This window comes from Microbacterium phycohabitans (assembly GCF_032464935.1).
In the GTDB taxonomy this organism is placed as follows: Bacteria; Actinomycetota; Actinomycetes; order Actinomycetales; family Microbacteriaceae; genus Microbacterium; species Microbacterium phycohabitans.
Window position 1 is genome coordinate 474,227 of sequence record NZ_JAWDIT010000001.1, and the last position, 25,396, is coordinate 499,622.

At 70.9% G+C, this 25,396-nt stretch carries 19 protein-coding genes and 1 riboswitch; of the genes, 11 read left to right on the forward strand and 8 right to left on the reverse strand.

The window, feature by feature from the left end:
• Positions 1 to 17: 17 nt before the first annotated feature.
• Positions 18 to 1,676, forward strand: coding sequence for a thiamine pyrophosphate-binding protein (locus tag RWH44_RS02175; RefSeq protein ID WP_316003297.1), 1,659 nt, complete (start codon positions 18 to 20; stop codon positions 1,674 to 1,676).
• 68 nt (positions 1,677 to 1,744) lie between these two features.
• Here the strand turns inward: RWH44_RS02175 and RWH44_RS02180 are convergent, their stop codons facing one another.
• On the reverse strand, positions 1,745 to 3,127 hold the full coding sequence (locus RWH44_RS02180) for an MFS transporter (protein WP_298874307.1): 1,383 nt from the start codon (positions 3,125 to 3,127) through the stop codon (positions 1,745 to 1,747).
• Between the two features lie 117 nt (positions 3,128 to 3,244).
• Between RWH44_RS02180 and RWH44_RS02185 the strand changes: the two genes are divergently transcribed.
• From RWH44_RS02185 to RWH44_RS02210, 6 genes are all read left to right on the forward strand, one after another.
• A complete protein-coding gene (locus RWH44_RS02185; RefSeq protein WP_316003298.1) occupies positions 3,245 to 4,771 on the forward strand; it encodes a fumarylacetoacetate hydrolase family protein in 1,527 nt (508 codons plus the stop codon).
• A complete protein-coding gene (locus RWH44_RS02190) occupies positions 4,771 to 5,508 on the forward strand; it encodes a GntR family transcriptional regulator (RefSeq protein WP_316003299.1) in 738 nt (245 codons plus the stop codon). Before RWH44_RS02185 ends, RWH44_RS02190 begins: the two co-directional genes overlap by 1 nt.
• Positions 5,509 to 5,591: 83 nt before the next feature.
• Complete coding sequence (gene hpaE / locus RWH44_RS02195; protein WP_316003300.1) at positions 5,592 to 7,112, forward strand: 5-carboxymethyl-2-hydroxymuconate semialdehyde dehydrogenase; 1,521 nt, start codon at positions 5,592 to 5,594, stop codon at positions 7,110 to 7,112.
• A gap of 48 nt (positions 7,113 to 7,160) precedes the next feature.
• A complete protein-coding gene (gene hpaD, locus RWH44_RS02200; protein WP_316003301.1) occupies positions 7,161 to 8,315 on the forward strand; it encodes a 3,4-dihydroxyphenylacetate 2,3-dioxygenase in 1,155 nt (384 codons plus the stop codon).
• Between the two features lie 116 nt (positions 8,316 to 8,431).
• A complete protein-coding gene (locus RWH44_RS02205; RefSeq protein ID WP_316003302.1) occupies positions 8,432 to 9,217 on the forward strand; it encodes a fumarylacetoacetate hydrolase family protein in 786 nt (261 codons plus the stop codon).
• On the forward strand, positions 9,202 to 10,002 hold the full coding sequence (locus tag RWH44_RS02210; protein WP_316003303.1) for an HpcH/HpaI aldolase family protein: 801 nt from the start codon (positions 9,202 to 9,204) through the stop codon (positions 10,000 to 10,002). Before RWH44_RS02205 ends, RWH44_RS02210 begins: the two co-directional genes overlap by 16 nt.
• A 189-nt stretch (positions 10,003 to 10,191) precedes the next feature.
• Here the strand turns inward: RWH44_RS02210 and RWH44_RS02215 are convergent, their stop codons facing one another.
• The 3 genes from RWH44_RS02215 to glyA all read right to left on the reverse strand — a co-directional run bounded on the left by RWH44_RS02215 (position 10,192) and on the right by glyA (position 13,446).
• Positions 10,192 to 10,677: a cytochrome C5 gene (locus RWH44_RS02215; RefSeq protein WP_316003304.1), complete on the reverse strand. Its 486-nt coding sequence runs from the start codon at positions 10,675 to 10,677 to the stop codon at positions 10,192 to 10,194.
• Positions 10,678 to 10,911: 234 nt separating this feature from the next.
• Positions 10,912 to 11,793, reverse strand: coding sequence for a bifunctional methylenetetrahydrofolate dehydrogenase/methenyltetrahydrofolate cyclohydrolase (locus RWH44_RS02220; RefSeq protein ID WP_298874281.1), 882 nt, complete (start codon positions 11,791 to 11,793; stop codon positions 10,912 to 10,914).
• Positions 11,794 to 12,171: 378 nt separating this feature from the next.
• A complete protein-coding gene (gene glyA / locus RWH44_RS02225; protein ID WP_316003305.1) occupies positions 12,172 to 13,446 on the reverse strand; it encodes a serine hydroxymethyltransferase in 1,275 nt (424 codons plus the stop codon).
• 57 nt (positions 13,447 to 13,503) lie between these two features.
• Positions 13,504 to 13,589: riboswitch (ZMP/ZTP riboswitch) on the reverse strand.
• A gap of 388 nt (positions 13,590 to 13,977) precedes the next feature.
• Here glyA and RWH44_RS02230 point away from each other — a divergent pair.
• From RWH44_RS02230 to RWH44_RS02240, 3 genes are all read left to right on the forward strand, one after another.
• Entirely contained in the window at positions 13,978 to 14,364 is a 387-nt protein-coding gene (locus RWH44_RS02230; RefSeq protein WP_316003306.1) for a YrdB family protein, read from the forward strand.
• A gap of 59 nt (positions 14,365 to 14,423) precedes the next feature.
• A complete protein-coding gene (locus tag RWH44_RS02235; RefSeq protein ID WP_316003623.1) occupies positions 14,424 to 15,773 on the forward strand; it encodes an FAD-binding oxidoreductase in 1,350 nt (449 codons plus the stop codon).
• 124 nt (positions 15,774 to 15,897) lie between these two features.
• The gene (locus tag RWH44_RS02240) at positions 15,898 to 17,298 is read left to right on the forward strand and encodes a L,D-transpeptidase family protein (protein ID WP_316003307.1); all 1,401 of its coding nucleotides are present in this window, start codon (positions 15,898 to 15,900) and stop codon (positions 17,296 to 17,298) included.
• 302 nt (positions 17,299 to 17,600) lie between these two features.
• Here the strand turns inward: RWH44_RS02240 and RWH44_RS02245 are convergent, their stop codons facing one another.
• Together RWH44_RS02245 and RWH44_RS02250 are read right to left on the reverse strand one after the other, a co-directional pair.
• Positions 17,601 to 19,820 carry an NADP-dependent isocitrate dehydrogenase gene (locus tag RWH44_RS02245; protein ID WP_316003308.1) on the reverse strand — a complete coding sequence of 740 codons (2,220 nt, stop codon included), beginning with the start codon at positions 19,818 to 19,820 and terminating at the stop codon, positions 17,601 to 17,603.
• Between the two features lie 124 nt (positions 19,821 to 19,944).
• Positions 19,945 to 20,451 carry a hypothetical protein gene (locus RWH44_RS02250; RefSeq protein WP_316003309.1) on the reverse strand — a complete coding sequence of 169 codons (507 nt, stop codon included), beginning with the start codon at positions 20,449 to 20,451 and terminating at the stop codon, positions 19,945 to 19,947.
• A 365-nt stretch (positions 20,452 to 20,816) separates the two neighbouring features.
• Between RWH44_RS02250 and RWH44_RS02255 the strand changes: the two genes are divergently transcribed.
• The gene (locus RWH44_RS02255) at positions 20,817 to 21,269 is read left to right on the forward strand and encodes a GNAT family N-acetyltransferase (RefSeq protein ID WP_298871654.1); all 453 of its coding nucleotides are present in this window, start codon (positions 20,817 to 20,819) and stop codon (positions 21,267 to 21,269) included.
• A 314-nt stretch (positions 21,270 to 21,583) separates the two neighbouring features.
• Here the strand turns inward: RWH44_RS02255 and RWH44_RS02260 are convergent, their stop codons facing one another.
• Together RWH44_RS02260 and RWH44_RS02265 are read right to left on the reverse strand one after the other, a co-directional pair.
• Positions 21,584 to 23,401, reverse strand: a complete 1,818-nt coding sequence (locus tag RWH44_RS02260) for an ABC transporter ATP-binding protein (protein WP_316003310.1) — start codon at positions 23,399 to 23,401, stop codon at positions 21,584 to 21,586.
• On the reverse strand, positions 23,398 to 25,317 hold the full coding sequence (locus tag RWH44_RS02265) for an ABC transporter ATP-binding protein (RefSeq protein WP_316003311.1): 1,920 nt from the start codon (positions 25,315 to 25,317) through the stop codon (positions 23,398 to 23,400). The genes RWH44_RS02260 and RWH44_RS02265 overlap by 4 nt, the downstream gene beginning before the upstream one ends.
• Between the last annotated feature and the right edge of the window lie 79 nt (positions 25,318 to 25,396).

Below are 25,396 nucleotides of genomic sequence, written 5' to 3' on the forward strand. Positions count from 1 at the left end.
GAAAGGCCTTCTTCGCCATGCCCACCGTCTCCGCGCACGTCGCGCACACCCTCGCCCGCCACATCGACACCGTCTTCGGCGTCATGGGCAACGGCAACGCCTACTTCCTCGACGCGCTCGGGCGCGACACCGGCTCGGGCTTCGTCGCCGTACGGCACGAAGCGGCCGGAGTGGTCGCCGCCGACGCGCACTATCGCGCCTGCGGACGTCTCGCCGCCGCCACCGCGACCTACGGCGCGGGCTTCACCAACACCCTCACCGCGCTGGCGGAGGCCGTGCAGGCGCGCACGCCGCTCGTGCTGATCGTGGGCGACGAGCCGACCTCGGGCCCCCGGCCGTGGGGCGTCGATCAGATCGCCCTCGCCGCGGCGGTCGGCGCGCGCACCTACACGGTCGGCCACCGCGACGCGGCGGCGACGATCGTCATCGCGATCGAGCACGCCCTCACCTATCGCCTTCCCGTGGTCATCGGCATCCCGTACGACGTCGCGACCCGTGAGGCCGGACCGATCCCGGATGCCACGGCCCCCGGCGCCGAGCCCCAGGTGACGCCGGAGCACCCCCCTCTCGGCGCCTACGCCGACGCGGTCATCGACCAGATCGCCGACGCCTTGGCCACCGCGGAGCGGCCGCTGCTGCTCGGCGGACGCGGTGCGTGGCTCGCCGGGGCGGGCGCCGCCCTCGACGACATCGCCGCTCTGACCGGCGCCCTCACCACCACCAGCGCCCTGGGCCGCGGTCTGTTCTCCGACTCCGCGCGCGACCTCGGCGTGGCGGGCGGCTTCGGCGCGCCCGGCGCGATGGAGCTCGTGCGTCGTGCCGATGTCGCCGTCGTCTTCGGCGCGGGACTGAACCAGTTCACGATGCGGTTCGGCGAGCTCTTCGCCCCCGGCACGCGCGTCTTCCAGGTCGACCTCGCGCCGACCGCGACGCACCCGCACATCGGCGGGTACGTGCGAGGGGATGCCGCCGACGTCGCCGCCGAGATCGGGCGCCGTCTGCGCGATCGCGGGGCGACCCCCTCGTCGTGGGGACGCGGCCTCGACCTCGTCGCGGCACGGCGCCAGCCCGAGGGACACGGCCGCGGCCCCGACGGACGCCTCGATCCTCGCACCGCGGCCGCGCGCATCGCAGAGCTGCTGCCCGAGGACCGGGTGGTCGTCTCCGACGGTGGGCACTTCCTCGGCTGGTCGAACATGTACTGGCCGGTGGCCTCGCCCGACCGCATGATCATGGTCGGAACGGCCTACCAGTCGATCGGCCTCGGCTTCCCGAGCGTCCCGGGGGCCGCGGTCGCCCGCCCCGACTCGACCATCGTGCTGACGACCGGCGACGGCGGCGGGCTCATGGCCCTCGCCGACCTCGAGACGGCGATCCGTGTCGCCGGGGGCCGTGGCATCGCCGTGGTCTGGAACGACGCGCAGTACGGCGCCGAGGTGCTCAACTACGGCGTCAAGGGTCTGCACCCCGACCCCATGCTCATCCCCCAGGTCGACTTCGCCGCCGTCGCGCGCGGATTCGGCGCCGAGGGCGTGGTGGTCGAGTCCGTCGACGACCTCGAGGGCCTGGCATCCTGGGTCGCCCGCGGGGTCGAGGAGCGGCGGTTCCTTATGCTCGACCTGCGCGTCAGCGCGGCCGTGGTGGCGCCGTTCTGGGAAGAGATCGCCGCCCGCTGAGCGCGCGGGGGTGCGCAGACGAACGACCCCGCCGCACCGGAGCGCGACGGGGCCGTTCGACCCGCGACTCAGACCTTCGACAGCCCCCGCACCGGGCTGACCGCCTGCTCGGCCTCGTGGTCGGGACCGAGCGGGATACCGCTGCGGTCGCGCAGCAGCAGAGTGGCGATCGCGCCGAGCACGACCATGCCCGCGAGGTACCAGGTGACCGAGGTCGTCGACCCGGTCGCCTTGACCAGTGCCTCGGCGATCGTCGGGGCGAACGCGCCGCCCAGGATCGCGCCGAGCGCGTACGAGATCGACACCCCCGAGAAGCGGATGGATGCCGGGAACAGCTCGGCGTACAGCGCCGCCTGGGGTCCGTAGGTGAGACCGAGGCCCACCGTCAGCACGACGAGGCCGAGGGTGAGCAGGGCGATGTTCGCGGTGTTCACGAGCGGGAACAGCAGGAACACGCCCACCAGCAGCGCCGCCCAGCCGACGAGGTAGGTGGTGCGCCGACCAATGACGTCGCCGATCCACCCGCCGATCCACGTGAAGACGAGCCACGACACCGCCGAGATCGTCACGGCGCCGAGCACGTCGGCGGTCGCCAGGCCCACCGGGCCGTCGGGGTTGGTCGCGTAGCGCTGGATGTACCCGCCGGTGGTCATGTACCCCACCGCGTTGTTGCCGGCGAACACGAACGCGGCGATGATCACGAGCAGCGCGTGCGTGCGGAACAGCTGCACGATCGGCATCCGCGTCTTCTCCTTGCGCTCGGCGAGCTCGACGAACACCGGGCTCTCCTCGACCTTCCGCCGCACGTAGAAGCCGATGAGGATCAGCACGAACGACAGCAGGAACGGCACGCGCCAGCCCCACGCGAGGAACGCGTCACCGGGGGCGACCACGGCCATGAGACCGAGCATGCCGCTCGCGAGCAGCAGGCCGAGGGGCACACCGAGCTGCGGCGAGGCCCCGAAGAGGCTGCGCTTGGTCTTGGGGGCGTGCTCGACGGCCATGAGCACCGCGCCACCCCACTCGCCGCCCGCCGAGATGCCCTGCAGCACGCGCAGCAGGATCAGCAGCACGGGAGCAGCGACCCCGATCACCTCGTAGGTCGGCAGCACGCCGATCAGGGTCGTCGAGGCGCCCATGAGGATCAGCGTGATCATCAGCACGACGCGGCGGCCGTACTTGTCGCCGAGGTGCCCGGCCAGGAACGCACCGAGGGGCCGGAACAGGAAGCTCAGACCCACCGTCAGGAACGACAGGATCTGCGCGATACCGGGGCCGGCGGGGGCGAAGAACAGCTGGCCGAAGACGAGACCCGCGGCCGAGGCGTAGAGGAAGAAGTCGTACCACTCGACGGTGGTGCCGACCACCGTGGCGAAGACCACGCGGCGGCGATCGGCGGAGGTCGAGATGGTGCCGGTCGGCGTGAAACCCGGCGGCTGGGAACGGGACATGGGGGCTCCTTCGAGACGTCATCGTCGTGGCCCCGGACGTCGTCGTCGGTGACGAAGCACGTGTTGCTGGGGCGTTCGTCATCGTATACGATTTCAAATACGACGCAAGGGAGCTTCATGAACGACACCACCGACCCCCGGTTCACCGTCCTCGGCGGGCGCCCGGGCAAGATCGTGGCCGTCCATCTCTCGTACGGCTCGCGCGCCGATCAGCGCGGACGCCGCCCGGCGTCCCCGTCGTACTTCTTCAAGCCGTCGAGCTCGCTCGCCCCCTCGGGCGCCGAGATCGTGCGCCCCGCCGGCACCGAACTCCTGGCGTTCGAGGGAGAGATCGCGCTCGTCATCGGCGAGCCCGCCCGATGGGTGACCCCGGATGCCGCGTGGTCGCACGTGGCATCCGTCACCGCCGCAAACGACTTCGGCCTCTACGACCTCCGCGCGAACGACAAGGGCTCGAACGTGCGCTCCAAGGGCGGCGACGGCTACACGCCCCTCGGCCCCGCGCTCATCGACGCCCGCCAGGTCGACCCCACCGCCCTGCGCCTGCGCACGTGGGTGGACGGCGAGCTCGTGCAGGACGACACCACGGCCCGGCTCATCTTCTCGCTCGCCCAGATCGTCGCCGACCTCTCGCAGCACTTCACTCTCGAGACCGGAGACGTCATCCTCACGGGCACGCCCGCGGGCTCCTCGGTCGTCATGCCCGGCCAGGTCGTCGAGGTGCAGGTGGATGCCGAAAACCACTCGACCGGGCGCCTGCGCACCACGGTGGTCGAGGGCGAACGATCCTTCGACGCCGCGGTCGGCTCGCTCCCCGCGGTCGACGACACCCAGCGCACCGAGGCGTGGGGCTCGGCCGAGGCGGCGGCCGCCGGGGCCCTCGCCGCAGCACGCGATCACGCGGAAACAGCGCCGCGCGCCGCCGAACAGCCTGTTCCCGCCGACGCCTCCCCCCTCTCCCCCACCCTGCGCGACAAGCTCTCGCGCGTCCCGGTCGCCGCCCTCAGCGGACAGCTGCGCAAGCGCGGCCTGAACGACGTCACGATCGACGGCGTGCACGCCCTCACCCTGGGCAGCCGCTTCGTCGGCACCGCCCGCACGCTCCGCTTCCTCCCCCACCGCGAAGACCTCTTCGCGGCGCGCGGCGGCGGTCAGAACGCCCAGAAGCGCGCGTTCGACGCGGTGGAGGAGGGCGAGGTCCTGGTCATCGAGGCCCGCGGCGAGCGCGGCTCGGGCACGCTCGGCGACATCCTCGCGATCCGCGCCCACGCGCGGGGCGCCGCGGCGATCGTCACCGACGGCGGAGTGCGCGATGCCGAGGCCGTGGCCGCGGTCGGCATCCCGGTGTTCACGGCCGGTCCGCACCCGGCGGTCCTGGGTCGGCGGCACGTGCCCTGGGAGACCGACGTGGCCGTCGGCTGCGGCGGCACCACCGTCGAGCCCGGCGACATCCTCGTCGGCGACGGCGACGGTGTGATCGTCATCCCGCCCGCGATGGCCGAGGAGGTGGTCGACGCCGCCCTCGCCCAAGAGGAGGAAGACGCGTGGATCGCCCGGCAGGTGGCATCCGGTCACCCCGTCGAGGGACTGTTCCCGATGAACGCGGAGTGGCGCGCCCGCTTCGAGAACGAGAGGCAGAACTGATGGATGCCGCCACCCCCGCGACGCCGATCGGCTCGCGCGCCGCGCAGCCCACGTCAGCCCCCGCGAGCGCGCAGAGCAAGTCGCAGCAGGCGTACCGCTGGATCAAAGACCGCATCGCCTCGCAGGAGTTCACCCCCGGCTACCGCCTGGTGCTCGGCACCATCGCCGGCGAGCTCGACATGAGCGTCGTGCCCGTGCGCGAGGCGATCCGCCAGCTCGAGGCCGAGGGCCTGGTGATGTTCGAGCGCAACGTCGGCGCGCGCGTCTCGATGGTCGACGACACCGCCTACCGCTTCAGCATGCAGGCGCTGAGCCTGCTCGAAGGCGCCGCGACCGCTCTGTCGGCGCGGGCGCTCACCGTCGACGACGTGCGCCGCGCCCGTCAGGTGAACGAGCTGATGGTCGAGACGCTAGAGCACTTCGACCCGCGCGCCTTCACGGCGCTCAACCAGGAGTTCCACTCGATCCTCTTCGAGAGATGCGCCAACCCGCGCATGCTCGAACTCGTCCGGGCCGAGTGGGCGCGCCTCGGACACCTGCGCGACTCGACGTTCAGCTTCGTCCCCGGCCGCGCCGCCGAGTCGGTGCGCGAGCACGAGAACATCCTGGTGCTCATCGAGACGGGCGCCCCGCTCGCCGAGATCGAGAAGGTCTCGCGCCGCCACCGCTCGGCCACCCTCGACGCCTACATGATCCACGAGCACCCCGACGAGGTGCTCGGCCTGCCCGCTTTCTGACCCCGGATGCCGCCCACCCCCGCGACGTCGCCGTCACGGAGCCGAGGTCCCGGCATCCACCCCTCTTCACCGAAGGAGCACTCATGACCACTCCGCTGACCACTGCCCGCCGCATCCCGGCCGATCTGCCCGAGCGCATCCGGCACTACATCGGCGGACGCTTCGTCGACTCGGTCGACGGCGACACGTTCGACGTGCTCGACCCCGTGACCAACCAGACCTACGTCACGGCCGCGGCCGGCAAGAAGGCCGACGTCGACCTGGCCGTCGCCGCCGCGCGGACGGCGTTCACCGAGGGGCCGTGGCCGCGCATGCTCCCCCGCGAACGCTCGCGCGTGCTGCACCGCATCGCCGACATCGTCGAATCGCGCGACGAGCGCTTGGCCGAGCTCGAGTCCTTCGACTCGGGGCTGCCGATCACCCAGGCGCTCGGGCAGGCCCGCCGCGCGGCGGAGAACTTCCGCTTCTTCGCCGACCTGATCGTCGCCCAGACCGACGACGCGTTCAAGGTGCCCGGACGCCAGCTCAACTACGTCAACCGCAAGCCGATCGGCGTCGCGGGCCTCATCACGCCGTGGAACACGCCCTTCATGCTCGAGTCGTGGAAGCTGGGGCCCGCGCTCGCGACCGGCAACACCGTGGTGCTCAAGCCCGCCGAGTTCACTCCGCTGTCGGCGTCGCTGTGGGCCGGGATCTTCGAGGAGGCGGGCCTTCCCGAGGGCGTGTTCAACCTCGTCAACGGTCTCGGCGAAGACGCCGGCGACGCGCTCGTGAAGCACCCCGACGTGCCGCTCATCTCCTTCACCGGCGAGAGCAGCACCGGGCAGCTCATCTTCGCGAACGCCGCGCCCTTCTTGAAGGGGCTCTCCATGGAGCTCGGCGGCAAGAGCCCCGCGATCGTGTTCGCGGATGCCGACCTGGATGCCGCGATCGACGCGACCATCTTCGGCGTCTTCTCGCTCAACGGCGAGCGTTGCACCGCGGGCAGCCGCATCCTGGTCGAGCGCTCGGTGTACGACGCGTTCGTCGAGCGCTACGCCGCGCAGGCCGATCGCGTGAAGGTCGGCTACCCCGACGACCCGGCGACCGAGGTCGGTGCCCTCGTTCACCCCGAGCACTACGCCAAGGTCATGTCGTATGTCGAGCTCGGCAAGACCGAGGGGCGCCTGGTCGCCGGCGGCGGCCGACCCGACGAGTTCCCCGAGGGCAACTTCGTGCGCCCCACCGTGTTCGCCGACGTCGCCCCCGACGCCCGCATCTTCCAGGAGGAGATCTTCGGCCCGGTCGTGGCGATCACCCCCTTCGACACGGATGCCGAGGCGCTCGCCCTCGCGAACGACACCCGGTACGGCCTCGCCGCCTACGTCTGGACCAACGACCTGAAGCGCGCGCACCTCTTCGCGCAGAACGTCGAGGCAGGCATGGTGTGGCTGAACTCCAACAACGTCCGGGACCTCCGCACCCCCTTCGGCGGGGTGAAGGCCTCGGGCCTCGGGCACGAGGGCGGGTACCGCTCGATCGACTTCTACACCGACCAGCAGGCCGTGCACATCACCCTCGGCGGCGCCCACAATCCCACCTTCGGCAAGGCGCCGGCGCACTGACGCCGGCCGACCCCCGAGACGCCGACACACACGCAAGGACGCGAACCCATGGCAAAGCACACCGAAGAACAGAAGACCTCCTCCGGATTCTGGGTGACCCAGGAGGCCCCCATCGTCTCCGACGACCCCATCCCCACCCCCTCCTCCCCCGCGCCCGACATCCTGCGCTGCGCGTACATGGAGCTCGTGGTCACCGACCTCGCGGCATCCCGGGTCTTCTACGTCGACGTGCTGGGCCTGCACGTCACCGAGGAGGACGACGAGGCGATCTACCTCCGCTCGACCGAGGAGTTCATCCACCACAACCTGGTGCTGCGCCGAGGCGATGCCGCCGCCGTCGCCGCGTTCTCCTACCGCGTGCGCTCGGCCGACGACCTCGACAAGGCCGTCGCGTTCTACGAGGAGCTCGGTTGCGACGTGCGCCGCGAGCCGAACGGCTTCACCAAGGGCATCGGCAACTCGGTGCGCGTGGTCGACCCGCTCGGCTTCCCGTACGAGTTCTTCTTCGACACCGAGCACCAGGAGCGTCTGTCGTGGCGCTACGACCTGCACTCCCCCGGTGAGCTCGTGCGTCTCGACCACTTCAACCAGATCACCCCCGACGTGCCCCGCGCGGTGAACTTCATGCAGTCGCTGGGCTTCCGCGTCACCGAGGACATCCAGGACGAAGAGGGCACGGTCTACGCCGCCTGGATGCGCCGCAAGCCCACCGTGCACGACACCGCCATGACCGGCGGTGACGGCCCGCGCATGCATCACGTGTGCTTCGCCACGCACGAGAAGCACAACATCCTCGCGATCTGCGACAAGCTCGGCGCCCTCCGCCGATCGGATGCCATCGAGCGCGGCCCCGGCCGCCACGGCGTCTCGAACGCGTTCTACCTGTATCTGCGCGACCCCGACGGCCACCGCGTCGAGATCTACACGCAGGACTACTACACCGGCGACCCCGACAACCCCGTCATCACCTGGGACGTCCACGACAACCAGCGCCGCGACTGGTGGGGCAACCCCGTCGTGCCCTCCTGGTACACCGACGGCTCCCTCGTGCTCGACCTCGACGGCAACCCCCAGCCCGTCCGCGCCCGCGAGGACTCCAGCGAGATGGCCGTGACCATCGGCGCCGACGGCTTCAGCTACACCCGCGCCCCCGAGCCCGCGGCATCCGCCCCCGCCGAGTTCAAGCTCGGCAACCAGCTCTGACCCCCCTCCGACCGGACGATGTCCCACTTATGGCTGGTTGAGCCCCTCGCAACCGACCACGATCGGGACACGCACCGCCATAAGTGGGACGAGGGTCGTCATGTGGAGAGGAACACATGCTCACCGAACAGCAGATCGACGCCATCGCCGCCGAACTCGCCGAGGCCGACCGGGCGCACGCGGTCATACCGCGCATCACCGCGCGGTATCCGGATGCCACGGTCGACGACTCGTACCGCATCCAGGGCCGTTGGCGCGATACGCAGCTCGCCGCCGGTCGCACCCTGGTGGGGCGCAAAATCGGCCTGACCTCCAAGGCGATGCAGCAGGCCACCGGCATCACCGAGCCCGACTACGGCGTCATGTTCGACGACACCGTGTACCGCTCGGGAGATGAGATCCCCGTCGCGCTGTTCTCCAACGTGCGCATCGAGGTCGAGCTGGCCTTCGTGCTGAAGACCCCGCTCGAGGGACCCGACTGCACGCTGGATGACGCCCTCACCGCGATCGACTACGCCGTCCCCGCCCTCGAGGTGCTCAACTCGCACATCGAGCTCGAGGGGCGCACGATCGTCGACACCATCAGCGACAACGCCGCCTACGGCGCGATGGTGCTCGGCGACGTGCACAAGCGGCCCGACGAGATCGACCTGCGGTGGGTGCCCGGCGTGCTGAGCCGCAACGGCGAGATCGAGGAGACCGGCGTCGCCGCGGGCGTCCTCGGCCACCCCGCGACGGGCGTCGCGTGGCTGGCCAACAAGTTCCACCAGCACGGCGCGCGGCTGGAGGCGGGCGAGATCATCCTGGCAGGATCGTTCACACGCCCGATGTGGGTGGCGCAGGGCGACGACGTGCTGTGCGACTACGGACCGATGGGAACGATCTCGTGCCGCTTCGTCTGAGCCCCACCTTCCGGGCCGCCCTCGCGGCATCCGGTCGTCCTCTGGCCGGCATGTGGGTGTGCTCGGGCAGCGCGACGGTGACCGAGATCGCGGCGGGCTCGGGCCTGGACTGGCTGCTCATCGACATGGAGCATTCCGCGCTCTCGATCGAGACGGTCCTGGTGCAGCTGCAGGTGGCCGCCGCCTACCCCGTGACCCCGGTCGTGCGCGTGCCGTGGAACGACCCCGTGCTCATCAAGCAGGTGCTCGACGCGGGTGCGCAGAATCTCATCGTGCCGATGGTCTCCTCCGCCGCTGAAGCCCGCGCCGCCGTCGCCGCCACGCGCTACCCGCCCGCCGGTGTCCGCGGGGTCGGCAGCGCCCTCGCCCGCAGTGCCCGCTGGAACCGCGTCGACGGGTACCTCGCCGACGCCGCCGACCACGTGTCGCTCACCGTGCAGATCGAGACGACGGCGGGCGTCGCCGCCGCCGCCGAGATCACGGCCGTCGAGGGGGTGGATGCCGTCTTCGTCGGCCCCAGCGACCTGTCGGCATCCATGGGGCTCCTGGGACAGCAGTCGCACCCCGACGTGGTCGCCGCCGTGCACGCCGTCTTCGCCGCCTGCCGGGATGCCGGGACCCCGGTCGGCGTGAACGCCTTCGACCCCGCGGTGGCCGAGGCGTATCTCGACGCCGGGGCGGACTTCGTGGCGGTCGGCGCCGACGTCGCGCTGCTGGCTCGCGCCTCCGAGGCACTCGCCGCGCGCTTCGTCACCGCGCGCGGGGAGCAGCGCGACAGTTACTGACGCAGCCCCGGCAGCGCGACCGCGTACCGAACTCCGGTGTTCCAGGCGCCGGTCGCGCGCTTTTGCCGCCCGGGCCCGGTGCGGCGCCCCATTCTCCGGAGTTCGGCACGCGCCACTCGCGGCGGGCGACACCCGGGAAACGCCGACGGGCCGGACGATCTCTCGCCCGGCCCGTCGTCGTATCGAGGATCAGTCCTCGTCGTCGTCTTCCTCATCGTCGTCATCGCCGATGATCTCGATGTCCTCGATCTCGAGCTCGGGCGTGAGCTGCACGTGCACCAGGGCGTCGGGGAACGAGGTCTGTCCGGCGAAAACCACGATGATCGCGTCGGCGAACACGCCCACGCCGATGGCCTCGAGGTCGGTGCGCAGGTCGACGTCGGCATCGAGCTCTCCGTCGTCGAGGGCGTCTTCGATGTCGCTCGCGACCTCTTCGACGATCGCACGCCAACGCTCCTCGCCGACCGAGAGGATGTCCTTCAGGCCGGTCATGATCGCGTCGAGGTCGGGCTCGTCTTCCTCATCGATCTCGGGGTCGAGGTCGACCTCGACCTCGACGCCGGCGGCATCGAGGTGGCCCGCACCGATGACGCTGTCTTCGTCGATCTGGGCGTCGTCGAGAAGGCCGCTCTCGGTGACGCGGCGGAGGAGGTCGTTCAGCACGGACTCAGTCATGTACAAACTCTGACACGTCCGGAGGGCTCTCGCCTCCCCCATTGCGGGCGACGCTCCGTGTGTTCAGCCGGCGGCAGGTCGTGGTTCACCGATCGACGGTGGCGCGGGGGCGGATCGCGCACGGCCTCGGCCCGGCGTGCGCCGTATCCGAGTTGGGGTGCAATCCGAGGCGTCACCGCACGGGCAGGCCCCCGCGTTCGTTCCCGCGGCGGGACCGCCGGGTCGGCGGCCGTGTCAGGCCGACGCGCGCTCCGCCGCCTCCACGACGTTCGTCATCAGCAACGCCACGGTCATCGGGCCTACGCCCCCCGGGTTGGGCGAGAGGAAACCGGCGACCTCGGCCACGTCGGGGTGCACGTCGCCGTACACGCGCGACTTCCCCGTCTCGGGGTCGGTCTCGCGCGTGACCCCGACGTCGAGAACGGCGGCGCCGGGCTTGACGTCTTCCGCGCGGACGATGTGCTTGACGCCCGCGGCCGCGACGATCACGTCGGCCTGGCGCAGGTGCGTCGCGAGGTCGGCCGTGCCGGTGTGGGTCAGCGTGACGGTCGCGTTGATCTCGCGACGGGTCAGCAGCAGGCCGATGGAGCGGCCGATCGTGACGCCCCGGCCCACGACCACGACCTCCTTGCCTGTGAGGTCGTAGTCGTTGCGGAGCAGCAGCTCGATCACGCCGCGCGGCGTGCAGGGCAGCGGGGTGTGGATGGGCGCGTTGACGTTGAGCACGAGGCGACCGAGGTTGGTGGGGTGCAGGCCGTCGGCATCCTTCGCCGGATCGATGCGCTCGAGGATCGCGTCCGTGTCGATGTGCTTCGGCAGCGGCAGCTGCACGATATAGCCGTGACACGCGGGGTCGGCGTTGAGGCCGTCGATGACCGCCTCGACCTCCTCCTGCGTCGCTTCGGCGGGCAGCTCGACCTGGATCGAGTTCATGCCGATCGCCTCGGACTGCTTGTGCTTCATGCCGACGTAGAGCTGCGAGGCGGGATCGGCTCCCACGAGCACCGTCGCGATGCCCGGGACGATGCCGCGCTCGCGCAGAGCGGCCACCCGCTCGGTGAGCTCGGCCTTGATCGCCGCCGATGCGGCCTTACCGTCGAGAATCGTCGCCGTCATGGCATCCCTCGTTCTGTGTCTGTCGTTGGTGTCGTGTCCGTGCCGCCGCGGCGCTGTACCGCAGCCGCGCTGTGCCGCCGCCGCGCTGTGCCGCCGCCGCGCTGTGCCGCCGCCGCGCTGTGCCGCCGCCGCGCTGTGCCGCCGCCGGCCCCGCGATAAACGCCGATCCTGTCGAGACACGCGGCGTCGCACCGTGTCTCGGCAGAATGAGCGTTTATCGCGGCTCTATGCCACGCACATGCCGGGCCGCGGACCCGCGCGGCGGAAGCCGGGCACCGGATGCCGGGGCGGATGCCGCGACCCCGGCGCCGCGCGACGCCGGATGCCGGATGCCGGGACGAGACCGCGAGAGAACCGCGACCCCGCCCCGGCCGGGGCTCACTGCTTGAGGTCGGGGTACAGCGGGAAGGCGTCGGCCAGCGTCGCGACGCGCGCGCGCAGGGCCTCGACGTCGGCGCCGGGGATCAGCGCGAGCGCGATGATGTCGGCCACCTCGGTGAACTCCGCATCGCCGAAGCCTCGGGTCGCGAGCGCCGGGGTGCCGATGCGCAGGCCCGAGGTCACCATCGGCGGGCGCGGGTCGTTCGGCACCGCGTTGCGGTTGACGGTGATGTGGATGTCGTGCAGCAGGTCTTCGGCCTGCTTGCCGTCGATCTCGGCCTCGCGCAGGTCGACGAGCACGAGGTGCACGTCGGTGCCGCCCGAGCGCACGGCGATGCCGGCGTTCTTGACGTCGTCCTGGGTGAGGCGGTCGGCGAGGATCGAGGCGCCGCGGAGTGTGCGCTCCTGACGTTCCTTGAACTCCGGCGTCATCGCGAGCTTGAAGGCCGTGGCCTTCGCGGCGATGACGTGCATGAGCGGGCCACCCTGCTGTCCGGGGAAGACCGCGGTGTTGATCTTCTTGGCCAGGTCGGCGTCGTTGGTGAGGATGAGGCCCGAGCGGGGGCCGCCGATCGTCTTGTGCACGGTGGTCGAGACGACGTGCGCGTGGGGGATGGGCGAGGGGTGCACGCCCGCTGCCACGAGACCGGCGAAGTGCGCCATGTCGACCCAGAGCAGAGCGCCCACCTCGTCGGCGATCGCGCGGAAGGCGGCGAAGTCGAGCTGACGGGGGTACGCCGACCAGCCGGCGATGATGACCTTCGGCTTGTGCTCGACGGCGAGGCGACGCACCTCGTCCATGTCGATGACGCTGGTCTCGGGGTCGACGCCGTAGGCGACGATGTCGTACAGGCGGCCCGAGAAGTTGATCTTCATGCCGTGGGTGAGGTGGCCGCCCTGGTCGAGGGCGAGGCCGAGCAGCGTGTCGCCGGGGCGGGCGATCGCGTGCAGCACGGCGGCGTTCGCCGAGGCGCCGGAGTGCGGCTGGACGTTGGCGAACCCGGCACCGAAGAGCTCCTTGGCGCGCTCGATCGCCAGCGACTCGGCGACGTCGACCTCTTCGCATCCGCCGTAGTAGCGGCGACCCGGGTAGCCCTCGGCGTACTTGTTGGTGAGCACCGAGCCCTGCGACTGCAGCACCGAGACGGGCACGAAGTTCTCGGAGGCGATCATCTCGAGATAGCCGCGCTGGCGGTCGAGCTCGCGCTCGAGCACCTGGGCGATCTCGGGGTCGACCTCCGAGAGCGGGGCGTTGAAGTACGGATCGGTCATGCGATCTCCTTGACGATGGTTCCGGATGCCGCAGACTCGGCGAGTCCGCGGAGATACCGCATCGACCCAGGCGTGCGGTCGAATACCGTCAAGCGGTCGCTCCCCGGTGGTGTCCCACCTCAACGCCAGTCGCGACGGTGCCACTTTAGCGTGTAAAGCCCGCCCGGCCCCGCGTGTCTCGGCATCCACCGTTCCTCCACAGGTTCCGCGCGAAGCAGAGGCGGCTGCAGTCGTCGGAGCCGCCGGGGTCCGCGCGGGTCCGGTCCCTTCGACAGGCTCAGGGACCTTCGACAGACTCAGGGACCTCCGGCAGGCTCAGGGACCTCCGACAGGCTCAGGGACCTCCGACTGGCTCAGGGACCTCCGACGGGCTCAGGGACCTCCGACGGGCTCAGGGACCTCCGACAGGCTCAGGGACCCTGGACGGGCTCAGCGACCTTCGACAGCCCCGGGGACCTCGGTCGCGGCGCGGTCGGCTCGACACCGAGCCATCCCGGATGCCGACTTCCCTCACCCGCGTAAAATGGCGGCGTGACCGACTCCCCCCACGTCCGCGCTCAGGCGCCCCTCGCTCCCGGCATGCGCCCGCGGCCGTCGGCGGTCGAGATCGGCAGCGTCGTCTGCGGCCTCTTCGCCTTCGTCACCCTCGCGATCTGGGGCTTCACCGCGTGGCCCCTGCCGTGGAACATCGTCGCCGGCATCGGCGCCCCCGCCCTGGCCGTGCTCGTGTGGGCGCTGTTCGTCTCGCCCCGCGCGGTTCTCGCCGTGCACCCCTTCATCCGCGCGATCGTCGAGCTGTTCGTCTACGCCGCCGCGACCATCGCCTGGTGGAGCATGGGACAGGCCTGGATCGGGCTCGGCTTCGCGATCATCGCCGTCACGTTCGGCGCTCTGAACGGCCGCCGGCGCCTGGGGTGACCCCCGAGACGGCGGGCCCCTCGCCGTCCCCGCACGCGCGGGGCGCGGGCGAGGACGCTCTGGCGCTGCTGCGGGCCGAGCTCGGCGCGCGCGTCGACACCTCCCCCGCGGCCCTCGACGCGGCTCGAGCCGACAAGTCGGGCCATGCCGCCCAGGGACTTCCGCTCGCGGTCGTGAACGCGGCATCCGTCGCCGACGTGCAGGCGGTGATGCGCATCGCCACCGCCACCCGCACCCCCGTCGTGCCGCGCGGAGCGGGGACGGGGCTCGCCGGCGGAGCCAACACGGGCGGCGGCGAGATCAGCCTGTCGGTGCGGGCCATGGACCGCGTGCTCGAGGTGCGCCCCGACGATCTGCTGGCCGTCGTCGAACCCGGCATCCTGAACGCGGATCTCAACGCCCAGCTCGAAGCCCACGGCGTCTGGTGGGCACCCGACCCCGCGAGTCGGGCCATCTCGACGGTCGGCGGCAACATCGCCACCGGGGCCGGCGGGCTGCTCTGCGCGAAGTACGGCGTCGTGCGCGACGCGGTGCTGGGCGTCGATCTCGTGCTCGCCGACGGGCGCCTCCTGCACCTCGGACACCGCAGCGTCAAAGGTGTGACCGGGCTCGACCTCACCTCCCTCGTGATCGGGTCCGAGGGCACGCTCGGCGTGGTCGTCGGCGCGACCCTCAAGCTCCGCCGCCTGGTCGAGGGCGAGCGCGTGACACTCACCGCCCTCTTCGACGGCGTGCGCGCCGCCGCCGTCGCGTGCTCCGCGGTCACGGCATCCGGAGTCCAGCCCGCGATCATGGAGCTGATGGATGCCACGAGCCTGGCCGCAGCGCACCGTCTGCTCGCGCTGCCCGTCCCGCCCGCGGGGGCTGCGCAGGTGACGATCCAGACCGACGGCCCCGCCGCGACCGACGAGGCACGGGAGATCGCCGCAGTGCTGCAGGCCGCGGGCGGACGCGTGTCGGTTGCCACCGACGCCGCCGAGGGCGAGGACCTGCTCGCCGTGCGGCGCGCGATGCACCCCGCGATGGAGACGCTGGGCACGACGCTCATCGAAGACGTCTCGGTCCCGCGCAGCGCGCTCCCCGACATGTTCGACGAGATCGCGCGCATCGAGCGCCGGTACGGTCTGGTCATCCCCGCCGTCGCCCACGCGGGTGACGGCAACCTGCATCCGAATTTCGTGTTCGACGGACCCGAGGTCCCCCCGGTGGTGTGGGAGGCGGCGGAGGAGCTGTTCCGCGCGGCGCTCGCCCTCGGCGGCACCCTCACCGGAGAGCACGGCATCGGCGTCCTCAAGCGGCGCTGGCTCGCCGACGAGCTCGGAGAGGACCAGTGGGCACTGCAACGCGACATCGCCCGCGTCTTCGACCCGCACGGCATCCTGAATCCGGGCAAGGTCTTCGCCCCCTGAGCCGTCGTTCGCGGGCCGAACGGCCGCGTCACGTCGGCGGCGTGATCAGACCGTGATATTGCTCAAGGCAGACGCGCAGCGCGCGCCCTTAGCATGGGAAGACTGACTTCCGGGGGGTTTGACTATGACCGACGGCGCACCTGGCACCGACGGCGCGACGTACGCCTGGGCTCCCGCCGAGCCCAAGCCGCGCAAGAACCGCTCCGGCCTGTGGATCGGCATCCCCGCCGGCGCCACGGCCGTGGCCCTCATCGCCGCCTCGCTCGTGCTGATCGCCCCCGGCGCCTCCGTCGCCGGCGTGCAGATCGGCGGCCTGACGGCCGGAGCCGCAGCCCAGGCCATCGAGTCGCGCCTCGCGCAGACGTCGGTCACCGTCGAGAGCCCCGCGGGCGAGGTCGTCGTCACCGGCGCCGACCTCGGCGCGACCGTCGACGCGGCCGCCCTGGCCGACAAGGCGTTCGCCGACAACCCGATGTGGAAGCCCGCGTCGTGGTTCCCCGAGGGAACGGGCGTGACGGTGCAGATCGACGAGGCCGAGGCCGCCGCCGTGCTGCGCGACAAGGCTCCCGGCGCCTACCGCGCTCCCGTCGACGCGACCGTCGCCTACGACGCCGGATCGCAGGCGTACGTCACGACCCCCGCCGAGGCCGGCGAGGGCATCGACGTGGCCACCGTCGCCGCGGCCCTGCAGTCGGCGTTCGACGCCGGCACCGCCTCCACCACGGTCGAGGCCACGCTCGTGCCCGTCGACGCCCCCGTCTCCACCGACGAGGCCGCCGCCGCGGTCGGCACGCTCAACGGCATCCTCGATTCGGCCGGCTTCTACATCGGCGACGAGCGCACCGTCACCGTCGACCGCGCCACCGCCGCGTCGTGGCTCACCGTCACGCCCGACGGCAAGGGCGCCTTCGCGATCTCGGCCGACGAGGCCGCCATCCAGAACGTGGTCGGGGGCCTCACCGCGGCCGTCGACCGCGGCGCCGTCAACGCCGACGTGATCGTCGACACCGGCGGCGAGGTCATCCACACGATCACCGAGGGCCAGACCGGACGCACGCTCGGCGACACCGCCGGCATCGCCGCGGCCTTCGCCACGCAGCTCGCCGAGGGCAACGGGCGCTACGCCCTGACCGTGGCCGAGACGCCGTTCGAGACGACCAAGACCGAGCGGCGCATCGACGTCAACCTCAGCACCCAGACCACCACGCTCTGGCAGAACGGGCAGGTGTACCGCACCTACACGATCTCCTCCGGCGCGGGCGACCACGCCACCCACACCGGCGAGTTCCGCATCGGCTGGAAGACCGCCATGCAGGACATGGGCTGCGTCCCGGGCTACGACTACTGCACGAAGGACGTCCCCTGGGTCGCCTACTTCAACGGCGACGAGGGCTTCCACGGCACCTACTGGCACAACAACTTCGGCACGCCCATGAGCCACGGCTGCATCAACATGACCATCGCCCAGGCGAAGGAACTGTACGACTGGGCCTACCGCGGCACCGAGGTGTCGGTCCACTACTGAGTTCGGACCCTACGGAGGGGCGGATGCTTCGGCATCCGCCCCTCTGTCTTTCGTCACGGCAGGCCGGCGTCATCGCGTCCTGCGTCGCCCCACTGCGACGACGTCTGCCCTGCGACCTGCCCCGACACCCCGCTTCCGGGGCCCCGGGCGCATAACTCCTGCAAAACGGCCCGACCGGGCCCTCCGCAGCGACCGAGAGCCGCGGATTGCAGGAGTTGTGCCACGCCGACGAGCCGAGTCGCGGCCCGGACGTGCAGAAGGGGCGGATGCCGTGTGGCATCCGCCCCTTCTGGGTCTCAGGCTCAGCGCAGGGCGTCGACCACGGCGTTCAGCGTGGCGGAGGGGCGCATGACCTTCTCGACGAGCGCGGCGTCGGGACGGTAGTAGCCGCCGATCTCGGCGTGGTGACCCTGGACCGCGTTGAGCTCGGCGACGATCGTCTGCTCCTCCGAAGCCAGCTTCTCGGCGACCGGGCCGAAGACGGCGGCGAGGTCGGCATCCGTCGACTGCTGCGCCAGCTCCTGCGCCCAGTACAGGGCGAGGTAGAAGTGGCTGCCGCGGTTGTCGATCGTGCCGAGCGCACGGCCGGGCGACTTGTCGTTCTCGAGGAACGTGCCGGTCGCGGCGTCGAGCGTCTGCGCGAGCACACGGGCGCGGTCGTTGCCCGTGGTGTCGGCGAGGTGCTCGAGCGAGGCCGCGAGCGCGAAGAACTCACCCAGCGAGTCCCAGCGGAGGTAGTCCTCCTCGACGAGCTGCTGCACGTGCTTGGGGGCGGAGCCACCGGCTCCGGTCTCGAACAGGCCGCCGCCCGCGAGCAGCGGGACGATCGAGAGCATCTTGGCGCTCGTGCCCACCTCGAGGATCGGGAACAGGTCGGTGAGGTAGTCGCGCAGCACGTTGCCGGTGACCGAGATGGTGTCTTCGCCCCGACGGATGCGCTCGAGCGAGTAGCGGGTGGCATCGGCGGGCGCGAGGATCTCGATCGTGAGGCCCTCGGTGTCGTGGTCGGCGAGGTACTCGTGCACCTTGGCGATGAGGTTGCGGTCGTGGGCGCGGCTCTCGTCGAGCCAGAACACGGCCGGAACACCGGTGGCGCGAGCGCGCGTGACGGCGAGCTTCACCCAGTCGCGGACCGCGACGTCCTTGGTCTGCGTCGCGCGCCAGATGTCGCCCGCCTCGACCTCGTGCTCGAGCAGCACGTCGCCGTTCGACGCCACGACCTGCACGCGGCCGGCCGCGGGGATCTCGAAGGTCTTGTCGTGGCTGCCGTACTCCTCGGCCGCCTGCGCCATCAGACCGACGTTGGGGACCGAGCCGATGGTGGCCGGGTCGAGCGGACCGTTCGCGATCACGTCTTCGATCGTGGCCTGGTACACACCGGCGTACGAGGAGTCGGGGATGACCGCGAGGGTGTCGTCCTCTCCCCCGTCGGCGCCCCACAGCTTGCCGCCGTTGCGGATCAACGCGGGCATCGACGCGTCGACGATCACGTCGCTCGGCACGTGCAGGTTGGTGATGCCCTTGTCGCTGTTCACGTACGACAGGCGGGGGCCGGATGCCAGAGCCTCGCGGATCTCCGCGGCGATGGCGTCGCCGCCCTCGACGTTCGACAGACCCGCGAGGATCGAGCCGAGGCCGTCGTTGGGGGTGAGCCCGGCGGCCGCGAGGGCATCGCCGTGACGGTCGAAGACGTCGGCGAAGAACGCCTTCACGACGTGACCGAAGATGATCGGGTCGCTGACCTTCATCATCGTGGCCTTGAGGTGCACCGAGTACAGCACGTCGTCGGCCTTGGCCTCGGCGAGCGTGTCGGCGAGGAACGCGTCGAGCGCCGCGGCCGAGAGGAAGGTGGCATCCACGATCTCGCCCTGCAGGACCTTGAGGCCCTCCTTCAGCGTGGTCGTGCCGCCGTCGGCGGCCACGTGCTGGATCGTGAGCACGTCGTCCTCGGCGATGACCACCGACTTCTCGTTGGAGCGGAAGTCGTCGTGACCGAGGGTCGCGACGCGGGTCTTCGAGCCCTCGCCGAACGCCTTGTTGCGGTGCGGGTGCTTCTTCGCGTAGTTCTTCACGGCCAGGGGCGCGCGGCGGTCGCTGTTGCCCTCGCGCAGCACCGGGTTGACGGCCGAGCCCTTGATGCGGTCGTACCGCGCGCGGATGTCTTTCTCTTCGACGCTCGACGCCTCGTCGGGGTAGTCGGGGATGTCGTAGCCCTGCGACTGCAGCTCGGCGATCGCGGCCTTGAGCTGGGGGATGGATGCCGAGATGTTCGGCAGCTTGATGATGTTCGCCTCGGGCAGCGTCGCGAGACCGCCGAGCTCGGCGAGGGCGTCGCCCACCTGCTGCTCCGGGGTCAGACGCTGCGGGAAGGCCGCGAGGATGCGGCCGGCGAGCGAGATGTCGCGGGTTTCGACGTCGACACCCGCCTGCTTCGTGACGGCCTGCACGATGGGCAGGAACGACGCGGTGGCGAGAGCCGGCGCCTCGTCGGTGTACGTGTAGATGATGGTGGAATCGGGCACGTCAGATCTCTCCGTAGAGGCGGCCAGGGTTGCGTTTCAGCCTATCGCACGTGGGCAAAGTCTCTTGATGTCGAGATAGTTCGCGGCATCCGCCGTCCCCGTCCGGAGGCCGACGCGCGTGCCGTCAGCGGAGCAGACCGTGCTCGCGTGCCGTCTTGGGATGACCGATGTTCTCGCGCGGGAGGTCCACCGAGCGGGTCCAGCCCGGCCCGTCGACGGGGATGCCGCGCGCGATCAGGCGGTCGATGACCGCGTCGACCGCGCCGGTGATCACCGGTGCGAGCTCGTCGCCGGCGAGCATGGATGCCGTCACCTCGGCATCCTCCCCCGACGGCGCGGCGTGGACCACGACGATGGCCTTCACGGACAGCGGGCCGATGCGCTTGGTGATCAGCGTGAGGCCGGTGCCGTTCAGGATGGTGTCGCCGATCACACTGCCGCGGCGCAGTACAACGACACCGTCTGGAGCCTCCGCGAGGGTGAAACCCTCGGCGCGGAGGGCGTCGGCCACGTCCTCGATCGCCTGAGGCGCGATGTCGGGCGCGACCACGAAGCGGCACGCCGCACGGATCTTGTGCGCACCGAAGAGGGAGTCCCGCCACCGGGGCGGGTTCCGTGGAGCGGCGGTCATGCGGGCCACCCCGCCGCCAGGTCTGCTTCGAGGCGCTCCACGTCGCTCACCCATTCGTCCAACGCCTGCCACACGGCATCCTGGATCGTGTTCATCCGCGTCATCCTCGTCGACCGATCCGCGTGCGCGGACGCACAGGCGGACCGAGCGTCGCCCGACCAGTCCGCGCGCATTCCACCAGCCTAAGCAGGGGCATACGCCGCGGGCGAGCTGGAGCGCCGAATCGGCGCCCCCGGTGTGGACGCGCCCGGGGTTCGCTGCGCGGGCATGGGCCCTCCAGCGGGGACCACCGCGGACCCGCCCGGGGACGCATGCGCGGGCATGGGCCCTTTGGGCCGGGACGACGGTGCCGCTAGCCTGGGCCCATGGCTGACCTGCGTCTCGTCGAACTGTCCGCCGCCACGATCGTGGCCGTGAACAACCTCTCGCTCAAGCCCGGCCAGGAGCAATTCCTGGCACCGGTCAGCTACGGCATCGCCGCGACCGTGATGAACCCGTCGACGTCGTGGCAGCGTGTGGTGCTCGACGGCGACGAGGTCGTCGGTTTCGTCAGCGCCAACTTCGACAGCGAGGCGCCCGAAGAGCACTTCCGCTCCGTGCTGTGGCGCATCAACGTCGACGCCGACGACCAGGGCCGCGGCGTGGGCAGCTTCGCGCTCAGCCAGCTCATCGACGAGGCGCGCCGTCGCGGCATGGACCACGTCGACGTCATCTACGAACCCGGCGTCGGCGGCCCCGAGGCCTTCTTCCAGCGGGTGGGCTTCGAGCCGGTCGACGAGACGGAGTACGGCGAGGTCATCGCGCGCGTTCGCGTGTGAGGGTAAAGAACGCTGCTTCTCGGGTGAGCTTCGAGCTCTCGAGCGCTCCTGGCGCGCGCTGTTTCCTCCCGTGTCTCCATGACCGGACCGTGGTTCTCCATCCCCTTCGGAGTCGCACTCGCGGCCTAGAGCCTCGTTCAGCTGGGCTCAGACCCGCAGTGGTGGAACATCGCCACCACGACCATCCTGCTTTTCGCGGCCGCGGCATCCATTCTGCGCGGCGTCCTGGACCTGCGAGCTCGCCGCCGCACATCGCGTGACTGACGACGGATGCCACGCCCCGGCGGGGACGTGGCATCCTGTGCCTGCGCGGGTCAGACCAGCGACTCGCGCCAGGCGGCGTGCAGCTGCGCGAACTTGCCGGTGCCGGCGATGAGCGCGGCGGGGGTGTCGTCCTCGATGATGCGGCCGTGCTCCATCACCAGCACGCGGTCGGCGATCGCCACCGTCGACAGGCGGTGCGCGATGATGATCGCCGTGCGGTCGGCCAGAAGCGTCTGCAGCGCGTCCTGGATGAGACGCTCGCTCGGGATGTCGAGCGACGCCGTCGCCTCGTCGAGGATCAGCACTGCGGGGTCGGCGAGGAACGCCCGGGCGAACGAGATCAGCTGACGCTGCCCCGCGGAGACCCGGCCACCGCGCTTGTTCACGTCGGTGTCGTAGCCGTCGGGCAGCTTCGAGATGAAGCCGTCGGCCCCCACCGCGCGGGCGGCCGCGCGGATCTCGTCCATCGTGGCGTCGGGCTTGCCGAGCGCGATGTTGTCGGCGACGGTCCCGCTGAACAGGTACGCCTCCTGCGTGACCATGACGATGGCACGCCGAAGATCCTTCGGGTGAAGGCGGCGGAGGTCGACGTCGTCGAGCGTGACGGCGCCCCGCGTGGGGTCGTAGAAGCGCGAGATGAGCTTCGCGAGCGTCGTCTTGCCGGCACCGGTCGTACCGACGAGGGCGATCGTCTGCCCCGCGGGGATGTCGAGCGTGAAGTTCGGCAGGATGACGCGACCCTCGGTGTAGCCGAAGGTGACCTCGTCGAACCGGACGTGACCGCGGGCGCTCCACAGGTCGATCGGATCGGTCGGATCGGGAACCGTCGGCTCCTCCTCCAGCACGCCCGACACCTTCTCGAGCGCCGCCGTCGCCGACTGGTACGAGTTCAAGAAGAACGCGACCTCCTGCAGCGGCGAGAAGAAGTTGCGCACGTACAGCACCGCGGCGGTGAGCACACCGATCTCGAGCGGTCCGGCGATGACGCGACCGCCACCCCACAGCAGCACGACCGCGACGGAGACGGCGGCGACCGCCATGATGCCCGGCTCGAACGTTCCGAAGAGGCGGATGGAGCGCATGTTGACGTCGCGGTAGTCGGCGGCGAGCTTGCCGAACTCGGCGTCGTTGCGGGGCTCTTTGCGGAACGCCTTGACCGCGCGGATGCCCGTCATCGTCTCGACGAACTTGACGATGACCTGGGCGCTGATGACCCGCGACTCGCGGTAGATCACCTGCGAGCGCGTGTAGAACCACCGCATGAGCAGGTACATCGGGATGCCCATGAGCGTGAGGATCAGGCCCGACTGCCAGTCGATGAGGAAGAGCGCACCGAGCGTGAACAGGCCGTAGAGCACGCCCGACACCAGTTCGTTGAGCCCACCGTCGAGCAGTTCGCGGATGGTGTCGAGGTCGCTCGTCTGGCGCGAGATGATGCGCCCCGAGGTGTAGGACTCGTGGAACTCCAGGCTCAGCTTCTGCGTGTGCAGGAAGATGCGCTTGCGCAGGTCGAGCATGATCGCCTGCGTCAGCCGCGCGGCGACGACCACGTACCAGCCGATCAGCACGGCACCGCCGATGCCGGCGAGCAGGTACACCCCGACGACGCCGTAGGTCGGCATCCAATCGCTGCGCTCGATGACGGCCGGCAGCGCGTTGTCGATGCCGTAGGCGATCAGGGCCGGGCCGGCCACGCGCAGCGCCGTCGAGACGACGAGCACGGCCGCGGCGAGCACGAGCTGCCACCGCAGCGGCGAGACGAGCGAGCCCAGCAGGCGGAGGGAGCGCTGGCGGATGGCCTTGCTCTCGGCGCGCGTGTAGTCGGAGCGGTCCTCGCCGCTGGTTCCGGACACGGTCGCGGTGCTCATCGGGTCGCCTCCTTCTCGGTGAGGGCGTCTTCGGTGGGGGTGTCCCCGGATGCCGCGGCCCGGCGCCGGTCGGCATCCGTGAACTCCTCGTCGGGCGCGATGATCGAGATGGCTCCCGTCCGCGCCTCGCGCTCGGCCTCTTCGAGGCTCGAGATGACGTAGCGGTAGTGGTCGCTCTCGCGCAGCAGGTCGGAGTGGGTGCCGACGGCGGTGATGCGCCCGTCCTCGAGCAGAGCGACGCGGTCGGCCAGGGTCACCGTCGAGGGCCGGTGGGCGACGACCAGGGCCGTCGTCTCGCTGAGGACCTCGCGCAGGGCGTCTTCGACGAGGGCCTCGGTGTCGACGTCGAGCGCCGACAGGGGGTCGTCGAGCACGAGCACGGCGGGGCGGGCGGCGACCGCTCGGGCGAGCGCGAGACGCTGACGCTGACCGCCCGAGAGGCTCAGGCCCTCTTCGCCGATGACGGTGTCGACGCCGTCGGGCAGGTCGTGCACGAACTGGGCCTGCGCGACCTGGAGGGCTTCGCGCAGGATCTCCTCCGCCTCGGGCGAGCCGGGGGCGAGGTCTTCGCGCCCGAGGAGCACGTTGTCGCGCACCGTCTGCGAGAACAGGGTCGCGTCCTCGAAGGCCATGCCGACGTGACGCCGCAGCTCGGCGAGCGACAGATCGCGCACGTCGACGCCGTCGAGCAGCACGCGCCCGCCCGTGACGTCGTACAGCCGACCCGGCAGGGTGGTGAGCGTCGTCTTGCCGGACCCGGTCAGTCCGACCAGCGCCATCGTCTCGCCCGGTCGCAGCGTCAGGTCGATGCCGTCGAGCAGGTCGGGCTCGGTCGCGGCGGCATCCTGATACCGGAAGTGGGCGTTCTCGAACGTGAGCTCGCCGCGCGGGACCGCGATCGACCGCGGGTTCTCCGGGTCGACGATCGTGTTCTGCTCGTCGAACACCTCGAAGATGCGGTCGGTCGCGGTGCGCGCGTCGAGCAGGAACGAGAAGAGGAAGCCGATCGATTCCATCGGCCAACGCAGCACCGTCGCCATGGCGAAGAAGGCGACCAGCTCGGCGACCTGCAGCTGGCCGAGCTGTGCGAGCACGATTCCCGCTCCGAGGCACACGGCGAAGGCGATGTCGGGCAGCAGGACGAGCCAGAACCAGATCCAGCCGACCGCGCGGGCCTTGTCGATCTCGGTCTCGCGCAGCGACTCGGCCTGACGGGTGAACTTCTGCAGCGCGTGCTTGCCGCGGCCGAAGGCCTTGAGCACGCGGATGCCGTGGACGCTCTCTTCGACCGACGTCGCGAGGTCGCCGGCCTGGTCCTGGCTCTGGCGGGTCAGGGCGCCATAACGCTTCTCGAAGCGGAAGCCGACGTAGATGACGGGGGCGGAAGTGACGAGGAACAGCGCACCCAGCAGCCAGTGCCACCGGAAGAGCAGGACCGCGCCGATCGCGATCGTCAGCATGTTGACGACGAGGAGGATGACACCGAAAGCGAGCCACCGACGCAGCATGCTGATGTCCTGCATCATGCGCGACAGGAGCTGCCCCGACTGCCAGCGGTCGTGGAAGGCGACGGGAAGGCGCTGCAGGCGCGAGTAGAACGACTGGCGCAGGTCGTACTCGACCTTGGTCGCCGGTGCGAGCACGAACCAGCGGCGCAGCCAGACCATCGCCGCCTCGGCGAGACCCAGTGCGAGCACGGCGAGCGAGCCCCACACGAGAGCGGCCGGGTCGAGCGAGGCGATGGGACCGGCCACGATCTGCTCGAGGACGAGCGGGATGGCGAGCGCGAGCAAGCTCGCGATGAGCGCCGTGACGGCGCCCGCGAGGAGGCGGGGCAGCACCGGCCTCGCGATGGGAAGCAACCGCGCGAGCGCGCGCGGCGTGGAGAGGCGTTTCGGGGTCGTCGAGGTGGTCATGATCCTCATGGGTTCGAAGCGGGCGCCGGGATCGGGCGCGGACAGGGAGGCCGAGGGCGCGACGAGGGTCGTCGTTCCG

Coding starts and splice junctions, on each gene's coding strand:
- RWH44_RS02175 (WP_316003297.1), top strand. CDS start 18: ATGCCCACCGTCTCCGCGCACGTCGCGCACACCCTCGCCCGCCACATC.
- RWH44_RS02180 (WP_298874307.1), bottom strand. CDS start 3,127: ATGTCCCGTTCCCAGCCGCCGGGTTTCACGCCGACCGGCACCATCTCG.
- RWH44_RS02185 (WP_316003298.1), top strand. CDS start 3,245: ATGAACGACACCACCGACCCCCGGTTCACCGTCCTCGGCGGGCGCCCG.
- RWH44_RS02190 (WP_316003299.1), top strand. CDS start 4,771: ATGGATGCCGCCACCCCCGCGACGCCGATCGGCTCGCGCGCCGCGCAG.
- hpaE (WP_316003300.1), top strand. CDS start 5,592: ATGACCACTCCGCTGACCACTGCCCGCCGCATCCCGGCCGATCTGCCC.
- hpaD (WP_316003301.1), top strand. CDS start 7,161: ATGGCAAAGCACACCGAAGAACAGAAGACCTCCTCCGGATTCTGGGTG.
- RWH44_RS02205 (WP_316003302.1), top strand. CDS start 8,432: ATGCTCACCGAACAGCAGATCGACGCCATCGCCGCCGAACTCGCCGAG.
- RWH44_RS02215 (WP_316003304.1), bottom strand. CDS start 10,677: ATGACTGAGTCCGTGCTGAACGACCTCCTCCGCCGCGTCACCGAGAGC.
- RWH44_RS02220 (WP_298874281.1), bottom strand. CDS start 11,793: ATGACGGCGACGATTCTCGACGGTAAGGCCGCATCGGCGGCGATCAAG.
- glyA (WP_316003305.1), bottom strand. CDS start 13,446: ATGACCGATCCGTACTTCAACGCCCCGCTCTCGGAGGTCGACCCCGAG.
- RWH44_RS02240 (WP_316003307.1), top strand. CDS start 15,898: ATGACCGACGGCGCACCTGGCACCGACGGCGCGACGTACGCCTGGGCT.
- RWH44_RS02250 (WP_316003309.1), bottom strand. CDS start 20,451: ATGACCGCCGCTCCACGGAACCCGCCCCGGTGGCGGGACTCCCTCTTC.
- RWH44_RS02255 (WP_298871654.1), top strand. CDS start 20,817: ATGGCTGACCTGCGTCTCGTCGAACTGTCCGCCGCCACGATCGTGGCC.
- RWH44_RS02260 (WP_316003310.1), bottom strand. CDS start 23,401: ATGAGCACCGCGACCGTGTCCGGAACCAGCGGCGAGGACCGCTCCGAC.
- RWH44_RS02265 (WP_316003311.1), bottom strand. CDS start 25,317: ATGACCACCTCGACGACCCCGAAACGCCTCTCCACGCCGCGCGCGCTC.